The following is an 8,624-nucleotide window of genomic DNA, read 5'->3' on the forward strand; positions in this document are numbered from 1 at the left end:
AATTGTATTCCGGAAGGTTAACGGTTAAAGCCACCACGTCAAGCAACTTAATTGTATTTGTCGTCATCTCTTATCCTCTCGAGTTTCTATAAAGGATAGCAAGTTGTTAATTTTGGCATATTAGAGTCACGTTCAATAATCTCCCTCAAGTTGGATGAGAGGAACTTCTACAGGTTCTCCATCGACTTTCATTTCCTTGATGTCAGATTTACATATTCTAGAAAACTCCGAACGAGCGAGCCAACGAAGTTTCTGCATATCTAGTTTCCAATTTTATGAAGTTAACTATTCAGAAAGGAAGTATTGCTTTAAAAACTCACAAAGTAAATCCAGGTCATTATGTGAAAATGCTACAGTGCAATGACTCTCATCACTTCTTCAAGCGTTCTCTTTTGGCGAGTCGCTTCACTGAGTTTCAGACTGAGCAATGCCTCTAGCTCTGCGAGACTATCCGCAACTCGAGCAACTGAGTCCGACCTAACGGCAGAGGTTAGCGACGGCTAATAACCTTAAACTCTTACCAAAAATTTCTATTCCGTCTGGTGCATCGCAGGCTTGGACTGCTGGCGCTGGGCAATCTGAATTAACATTCTCAGCGCCTCATTCACTGCTATATCATTGGGAAAAGCTTGAGCGACATCGGGATCTAAAAGCACTAAATTTGTTCCTACACGATATCGTTCAACATACTTGCCCCTAATACCTCCCTCCATTTGAGTGAAATCGTACTCAGAACGTAATTCGTCTTCCATTTCATTCTCAACTTCCTTCTTCATAAAACTTCCTCTCCTGCCGAGTAGCTTTTCGGGCACTGATAATTCGTATCTTTTCTTCTCTATCAGTATGTGCAACAACTAGAAGTTGTCCAAACCCTGATATGCCAATAATAACGTAGCGGCTTTCTCCTATGGAATGATCGGGATCGGGAAAAGTTACAGATAGCGGATCGTTAAACACGGTCGAAGCTTCTTGAAAGGAAATACCATGTTTCTCAAGGTTTAGTGCCGCTTTGTCTGGGTTCCATTCAAATTCCATGTGTAATTCTTCATGATTTGCACTTGCAGAGTTTAGTAGGCTATACCGATGCTTTACGAGCTTTCTATCCGAATTGCGGCAGTTTTTTGTTGTTCATTGTAAGGATTGTCTACGTAATAAACCTTTACTTTATTTTGTTTCTCTAATTCCTTAACAAGCCTATAGGTGGATGGTACGCTGTAACTCTTATTCACAAGATATTCTCTTACGAATCTCGATAGACTAACAAAGCCATTAGGTCGCTTAGAGTAATATTCTTCTTGCTGTCGCAACTCTTCGAGAAATTCATGTTCGGTAATATCGGTAAAACTTTCTTGCGTAGCAAAGCTTTCTTGTATAGCTTCTACCTCTTCTAAACGTAACGGTATCGCATCAACGCTTTTAAGTGCTGAATCGATAATATCAAGTAGTTCCTGAGATAACTGTTTACCTTTTTCAAGAGCTCCATTTGTAAATAAGTTGTTGTGTGCTACTTTATGTCTAATTTTTTCAAGCTCCTCCCACTTCTGTTGAAAATTTTTATTCTTGAAAGATTCTTTAAAAAATCTTTGATAATTAGATTGTATCTCTTCCTTTAATTTTCTGATTGCTTCAGGTGTTTCTTCAACCTCAGAAATTTTAGTAATTAGATCTTCTTTACTTGTGAACCCCGTTGAATGCTTATATATAAGTCTTCCTACATCACTAAAATCAATAAGATATATTTTGTTATCAATATACGCTGAAAATTCTTTTTCGTTGTTTTTTCTTTCTAGAACCTTCTGCCTGAGATCGTTGGTAGCTGTTTTATCCCACCACTCAGGACTCATTCGTGTCGTCATAAATTTAACAATATAAGAGCGAAGAAGATTTTCAACTCCATAGATAAGTGGATAAATTTTACATGCGATCTGTTCAGAAACTTGGTCAGTTAAAACATATAAGTGGTCAAAATTTTGCTTTTTTAGAAACTCTACGATCAGCTTCCGTTTTGGTTCCAACCAATCATATTTCCCAGTTACAGTTACGGAAAATGCCTTGCTGAGTTCTGCATAATTATTGCTGAATTCCACATCCTTTTCTGTATCAGGGTTTACTCGCCTTAATTCAAGAGTATTACTATCATCAGTTATTCGCAGATTTATCTCATCAAATGACTGGTTTTTCCATAGCAAACCATTAGAGAGCAGTAAATGGAGAAGGTTAAGCTCTGATAAAATGCTAAATTGTTCACTTGTACTAATTGCTAGGATCTCGAACTTTAGGTTGCTATCTTGGTTGATCTCCATAGGCGATCTTATTTAGGATGTATGCGAGTTAAATTTCTGAAATATATTGGCTATCAGATTGCTCACAATAGTCTAGCATATACTGCTTCCTATAACCTTACTATAGGCAAACAAGGGGCTTGTTTACGCCCCTTGTTTCAAGGCTAGAATTCTACCGCAGAGTATTAGCTACCACCAATCCGCGCTACGTCGCGAGCGTTTTCTTCAAATGCCGCAGCGATCGCATCCTCACCACTCAATCCCGACGCCAATGCATTCTTCAAGCACAGCAAGACGCGCTTGTAATCGCGAGGCATCACTTTGACGAATTTCGGCGCCATTTCTGCCCAATTCGCCAGCACTTTAGCAGCTTTCTGACTCTTGGTATAATCTGCGTGCTTTTGAATCATCTCGCGCACGGTATCGATGTCTTCTTCGTCAAGAATTTCGATATCTGCCATCGAGGTGTTGCACCGCGTCGCGAAGTCGCCCGCTTCATCCAGAATATAAGCGACGCCGCCACTCATCCCGGCTGCAAAGTTGCGTCCGGTTGCACCCAGCACAACCACCTTCCCGCCGGTCATGTATTCGCAACCGTGGTCGCCGACGCCTTCGATTACGGTATTGACGCCGGAGTTGCGGACGCAGAAACGTTCTCCAGCTACACCGTTGATATACGCCTCGCCACTCGTTGCACCGTAGAAGGCAACGTTACCGATGATGATGTTTTCTTCTGGCACAAAGGTCGAACCCGCAGGCGGATATACAATTATCTTGCCTCCGCTTAACCCTTTGCCTAGATAGTCGTTGGCGTCGCCTTCGAGTTCGAGGGTTACGCCTTTGGGTACGAAGGCACCAAAACTCTGTCCCGCGCTGCCTTGGAAGTGCAGGTGGACGGTATCTTCTGGTAAGCCTTGCCAGTGGCGTTTAGTAATTTCGTTGCCGAGAATTGTACCGACGACGCGGTTGGTATTTTTAATCGGCAAGGTGGCGCTGACTTTTTCGCCGCTTTCAATTGCTGGTTTGCACAAATCCAGCAATGTGGTGATATCGAGGGATTTGTCTAAACCGTGGTCTTGCGGAATCTGGCAGTAACGTCCAACGCTATCATCGACTTCTGGCTGATACAGAATCTTCGATAAATCGATGCCTTTGGCTTTCCAATGTTCGACCGCTTGTTTCGCTTCCAGAACATCGGTGCGTCCCACCATTTCGTTGATGGTGCGGAAACCGAGTTGCGCCATGATTTCGCGAACTTCACTGGCGATGAAACGCATGAAGTTGACTGTATGTGCCGGATCTCCGGTAAAGTTTTTCCGCAGATAGGGATCTTGCGTCGCCACGCCAGCAGGACAGGTATTGAGATGGCAGACGCGCATCATAATACAGCCCAGGGTAACTAATGGTGCGGTAGCAAAGCCGAATTCTTCCGCACCTAGCAAGGCGGCAATTACCACATCGCGCCCCGTCTTCATTTGTCCGTCGGTTTCTACGGCGATGCGACTGCGAAGGTTATTCAACACCAATGTCTGATGCGTCTCGGCAAGTCCCAATTCCCAAGGTAAGCCAGCGTGTTTAATTGAAGTTTGGGGAGAAGCACCCGTCCCGCCATCGTAACCAGAAATCAGCACTACATCGGCGTGTGCCTTCGCAACGCCAGCCGCGATCGTTCCCACGCCGACTTCCGACACCAACTTGACGCTAACCCGCGCGTTGCGATTGGCATTCTTCAAGTCGTGGATTAACTCTGCCAAATCTTCAATCGAGTAAATGTCGTGGTGCGGTGGTGGCGAAATTAAACCTACCCCTGGCGTCGAGTGACGAACTTTGGCAATCCAAGGGTATACTTTTTTACCTGGTAACTGCCCACCTTCACCCGGTTTCGCACCTTGCGCCATCTTGATTTGCAGTTCCCGCGCCTGGGAGAGATACAAGCTGGTGACGCCGAAACGTCCAGAGGCAACTTGTTTGATCGCGCTGTTCTTCGAGTCTCCCTGTTCGTTTGTCCAGGTGTAGCGCTCTGGGTCTTCGCCGCCTTCCCCGGTGTTCGATTTGCCACCAATGCGGTTCATGGCGATCGCCAAAGCCTCATGCGCCTCCTTAGAAATCGACCCATAACTCATTGCCCCTGTCTTGAAGCGCTTCACAATCGCTTCCACCGGCTCAACTTCCTCAATTGGTACGGGTTCCCGTTGCTGGAATTTCAACAACCCGCGCAGGGTATAGAACCGCTGATTCTGCTCGTTTACCAGGGCGGCGTATTGCTTGTAAAGTTCGTAACTATCCTCGCGCACGGCTTTTTGCAGCGTGTGGATAGTTTGGGGACTAAACAAGTGCGCCTCGCCTTCTTTGCGCCACTGGTATTCGCCGCCCACGTCGAGGGTATGACCGTTGACTTCCCGGTCGGGGAAGGCGTGGCTGTGGCGTAAAATGGCTTCGGTGGCGATCGCTTCCAACCCCACCCCTTCGATCCTGGATGCCGTCCAGGTAAAATATTTATCAATGACTGATTTGTTCAATCCCAGCGCCTCGAAAATCTGCGCGCCGCGATAGCTTTGCAGCGTTGATATACCGATTTTTGACGCCACTTTTACCACGCCTTTGGTTACGGCTTTTACGTAATTCTTGCAGGCTTTGTAGGTATCGACATTTACCAGCGTTCCCTGTTGAATCATCGCGTCGATTGTCTCGAAGGCGAGATAGGGATTGATGGCGCCGCAGCCGTAGCCGATTAAAGTGGCGAAATGATGGACTTCGCGGGGTTCGCCGGATTCGAGGACGAGTCCTGTGCGGGTGCGCGTACCGTTGCGGATCAGGTGGTGATGCAGTCCGGAGACGGCGAGCAAGGCGGGGATCGGGGCGTGGGAGGGGGAGATGTTGCGATCGCTCAAAATAATCAAGTTGGTGCCGGATGCGATCGCCCGGTCTGCCTCGGCGAAAATCTCCTCCATCGCCGCTGCCAAAGCTGCTACCCCATTTTTGGGGTTAAACAAAATCGGCAGGGTAATCGACTTGAAATCGCCCTCAGAAATATGTTTCAATTTCGCCAATTCTTCGTTACTAAGAATCGGCGTTTTTAGTTCAATTAAATGACAACTTTCCGGCTCAGGTTTGAGCAAGTTTCGTTCAGCACCGATAGTCGTTTCTGGCGAAGTAACAATCTCTTCCCGAATCGAATCGATGGGCGGATTTGTCACTTGGGCAAACAGTTGCTTGAAATACTCGTAAAGCAATTTCGGACGGTCAGAAAGCACAGCCAGTGGCGTATCTGAACCCATCGCGCCGACAGCTTCCACTCCATCTCTTGCCATTGGGGTCAGCAACATCCGCAATTCTTCAAACGTATAACCAAACGCCATTTGGCGTTGCAATAAAGTTTTAGGATCTGATACTGGTAATTCTGTTGCATCTTTAAGTTTTGCCAGTTCGACCATATGTTGGTCGAGCCATTGGCGATAAGGATGCTCGGTGGCTATTTTATTCTTAATTTCCTCATCGGCAACGATGCGGCCTTCTTCCATATTTACCAGGAACATGCGCCCCGGTTGCAGACGACCTTTAAACGCCACTCGCTCTGGTTCGATCGGCAGCACGCCTGCTTCCGATGCCATAATTACCAGGTCATCCTTGGTGACGTAGTAGCGAGACGGACGCAAACCATTGCGATCGAGAACCGCACCCATCATCGTACCGTCGGTGAATGCGATCGAAGCCGGACCATCCCAGGGTTCCATCAAACACGAGTGGTATTTATAGAAAGCTTTTTTCTCATCGCTCATCGACTCGTGTCCCGTCCAAGGTTCGGGAATCATCATCATCACCGCGTGGGGAAGACTCCGCCCTGCCAAAGTCAGCAGTTCTAGGGCATTATCAAAGATGAGCGAGTCGCTACCATCCGGGTTAATCACCGGGCGAATCTTGTTAATATCATCGCCAAATAATTCTGATTCAAACAGCGACTGTCTGGCGTGCATCCAATTTATATTGCCGCGCAGGGTATTAATTTCCCCGTTGTGGGCGATGTAGCGATAGGGGTGAGAACGTTCCCAACTGGGGAAGGTGTTCGTACTGAACCGCGAGTGTACCAATCCCAGCGCGCTTTCCAGATCCGGATCTTGCAAGTCGGGATAATACTGACCCACCTGCACCGGCATCAGCATACCTTTATATACAATCGTGCGGCAGGAGATGCTAGCTGGATACCAATAGGGATCGATTCCTGAAGTGCGGATGGCGTTATGAGACAGCTTGCGGATAACGTAGAGTTTGCGCTCGAATGCCAAATCGTCAACCAGATCCGAGTTGCGCTGGATAAATACCTGTTCTACAAACGGTTCGCTAGATTTTGCCGTATCTCCCAGGGAAGAGTTATCCTTCGGCACGTCGCGCCAGCCCAATACTTGCTGGCCTTCTTGTGCGACAATTTCGCTAAAAATCTGCCTACTTTTCTGGCGCGTGGCGGGATCTGGCGAAGAGAATATCATGCCGACGCCATACTGTCCGACTTCTGGTAGGGTAATATTTTCTGCCGCCGTCACCTTCTGGAAAAACTTGTGCGGCACTTGCATTAAAATACCTGCACCATCCCCGGTGTTGGGTTCGCAACCGCAAGCACCTCGATGGTCTAGGTTGAGTAGGATCGTCAGCGCCTGCTCGACGATCGCGTGCGACTTCTTTCCTTTCATGTGGACGATGAAACCGACACCGCAGGCGTCGCGTTCAAACTGCGGATCGTAGAGTCCCTGTTTTGCAGGCAGTGCGTTGCTGTTCATTTTGGTGTCCTGGCAGTGCGATTTAGACGGCGGGAAGCTTTTGATTCTATGGATCTAGATTTTCTAACAACAGCGACTTGTGGGTGTCGGCTCTTAAGGAAATTGTTAGAGTCGATGGCAAGTCGTGAGATAATATTATGTTCCAGATTGGCGATCGCGCGATCGTCGGCGGCGCTGTCTTCGTAGGAACTAAGGCTAAGGAAAAATTTGGCGCCATAGAATCAAACCGATCGGTGGGGTGTCCCTACGCGCTGTTGATGTGGGTGACGTACTCCCACACTCAATCAAAGATTAGAGTGTGGGCTTCTCCTCCGAGATTTCCCGGATTCGCGTTTTATAGTGAGGCGAACGCTAGGGCCCCACTTTTTTGATTAAAATACCAGAGTTCAAATCGCGAGGCATGGATGCACCACAAGAGCATTCATGCCATCTATCGCTTAACTGTTTTGTAACTTTGTTTAGGCACACTGCACAATGTTGGGAGGTTCCTGCCGGATTAACTTTCACGATCAACCGCCCAGCTTTTGCAGCTTTGTGCGGCAGGATTTCGTTTAAGAATCCAGCTATCCCAGCATCAGCAAAACTTTTGTTTAGACCCGACTTAGCAGCTTGACCATTGGTAAGAAAATTACCTGACTCGTCCTGTTTGGGTTGATTGCGTCGGCTCATGTTGGAAACCTTTAAGTCTTCAACAAAAATCACAAGAGCTTTATCAACTAATTCACCAGCTAGCTCGAAATGCCATTGCCTACGCTGCCTAGCAATTTGTTGATGTAATCTGGCTATTCGTTGGTTGAGCTTACGCCTCGCCGTTGAACCCTTTTGCCGTAATTCTCTCTTAGCTTGCAATGAAGCCAGTTTTTCTTGAGCCTTTCGATAGAACTTAGGAGGCTCTACCATCATTCCGTCAGAGCAGGCGACAAAATACTGTAAACCTGCATCAATACCGATACTGTTAGCTTCTGTTGGTTCAATATCGATGGTTGGACTATCTGGAATAGAAACATCTTCTAAATTTAGCGTGACGTACCATCCATCAGCTTTTTGAGTGACTAAAGCGAGTTTGATCGTAAAACCATCTGGAATAGAGCGATGTTGAATAAATTTTACTCTTCCTAATTTAGGTAGTTCAATCCGATTTTTATCGATGCAGTCAGGCTTAACTCGTTGATAAGCAAAAGTGCGATAGCGGTTTTTCCCCTTAAATCTAGGTTTTCCGCTACGCTTTCCGTTACTATCTCCTTTGATGAACCTAGCAAATGCAAGGTCTACTCGCTTCACCATGTCTTGCAAGACATCGGCATGAATGTCTTTGTACCATTCTCGTTCTGCCTTGAGAGACACAAGTGTTCGCTTTTGCCCATAATATTCAGGCTGTTCTCTAGGTTCAGCAATGCTGCACACCAAAGGGCAAGCGTTGATTGAGCAGCGATTAAAGTCAGTGACTCTCTTGCGAGAGCCACTGCTCTCCAGAACGGAACGTGAGACTTTCACCTCATTCCGCTCCTCATTTAACCTATCCTTTGACAATGGGCTTATCCAGACTGCCATCATTTGCAGTTTTCTTATC

General features: G+C 46.8%; 7 protein-coding genes. All 7 read right to left on the reverse strand.

From position 1 onward, the window contains the following. Positions 1 to 132: 132 nt before the first annotated feature. On the reverse strand, positions 133 to 258 hold the full coding sequence (locus ACE1CM_RS12105; protein ID WP_374877724.1) for a hypothetical protein: 126 nt from the start codon (positions 256 to 258) through the stop codon (positions 133 to 135). Positions 259 to 530: 272 nt separating this feature from the next. Then, positions 531 to 776, reverse strand: a complete 246-nt coding sequence (locus tag ACE1CM_RS12110) for a hypothetical protein (protein WP_374877725.1) — start codon at positions 774 to 776, stop codon at positions 531 to 533. Next, positions 760 to 1,035: a BrnT family toxin gene (locus ACE1CM_RS12115; RefSeq protein WP_374877726.1), complete on the reverse strand. Its 276-nt coding sequence runs from the start codon at positions 1,033 to 1,035 to the stop codon at positions 760 to 762. The genes ACE1CM_RS12110 and ACE1CM_RS12115 overlap by 17 nt, the downstream gene beginning before the upstream one ends. A 53-nt stretch (positions 1,036 to 1,088) precedes the next feature. Further along, complete coding sequence (locus ACE1CM_RS12120; RefSeq protein ID WP_374877727.1) at positions 1,089 to 2,303, reverse strand: hypothetical protein; 1,215 nt, start codon at positions 2,301 to 2,303, stop codon at positions 1,089 to 1,091. Between the two features lie 164 nt (positions 2,304 to 2,467). Continuing rightward, positions 2,468 to 7,054, reverse strand: coding sequence for a glutamate synthase large subunit (gene gltB / locus ACE1CM_RS12125; protein ID WP_374877728.1), 4,587 nt, complete (start codon positions 7,052 to 7,054; stop codon positions 2,468 to 2,470). A 46-nt stretch (positions 7,055 to 7,100) separates the two neighbouring features. Continuing rightward, on the reverse strand, positions 7,101 to 7,271 hold the full coding sequence (locus ACE1CM_RS12130; protein WP_374877729.1) for a hypothetical protein: 171 nt from the start codon (positions 7,269 to 7,271) through the stop codon (positions 7,101 to 7,103). Between the two features lie 134 nt (positions 7,272 to 7,405). Further along, on the reverse strand, positions 7,406 to 8,624 hold a 1,219-nt coding region (locus ACE1CM_RS12135; RefSeq protein WP_374877730.1), incomplete at its 5' end, for an RNA-guided endonuclease InsQ/TnpB family protein.

This window comes from Microseira sp. BLCC-F43, from assembly GCF_041929235.1.
Lineage (GTDB): Bacteria > Cyanobacteriota > Cyanobacteriia > Cyanobacteriales > Aerosakkonemataceae > Microseira.

Bases quoted from the DNA above. Each gene is read 5' to 3' on its own strand.
- ACE1CM_RS12105 (WP_374877724.1), bottom strand. From the start codon at position 258: ATGCAGAAACTTCGTTGGCTCGCTCGTTCGGAGTTTTCTAGAATATGT.
- ACE1CM_RS12110 (WP_374877725.1), bottom strand. From the start codon at position 776: ATGAAGAAGGAAGTTGAGAATGAAATGGAAGACGAATTACGTTCTGAG.
- ACE1CM_RS12115 (WP_374877726.1), bottom strand. From the start codon at position 1,035: ATGGAATTTGAATGGAACCCAGACAAAGCGGCACTAAACCTTGAGAAA.
- ACE1CM_RS12120 (WP_374877727.1), bottom strand. From the start codon at position 2,303: ATGGAGATCAACCAAGATAGCAACCTAAAGTTCGAGATCCTAGCAATT.
- gltB (WP_374877728.1), bottom strand. From the start codon at position 7,054: ATGAACAGCAACGCACTGCCTGCAAAACAGGGACTCTACGATCCGCAG.
- ACE1CM_RS12130 (WP_374877729.1), bottom strand. From the start codon at position 7,271: ATGGCGCCAAATTTTTCCTTAGCCTTAGTTCCTACGAAGACAGCGCCG.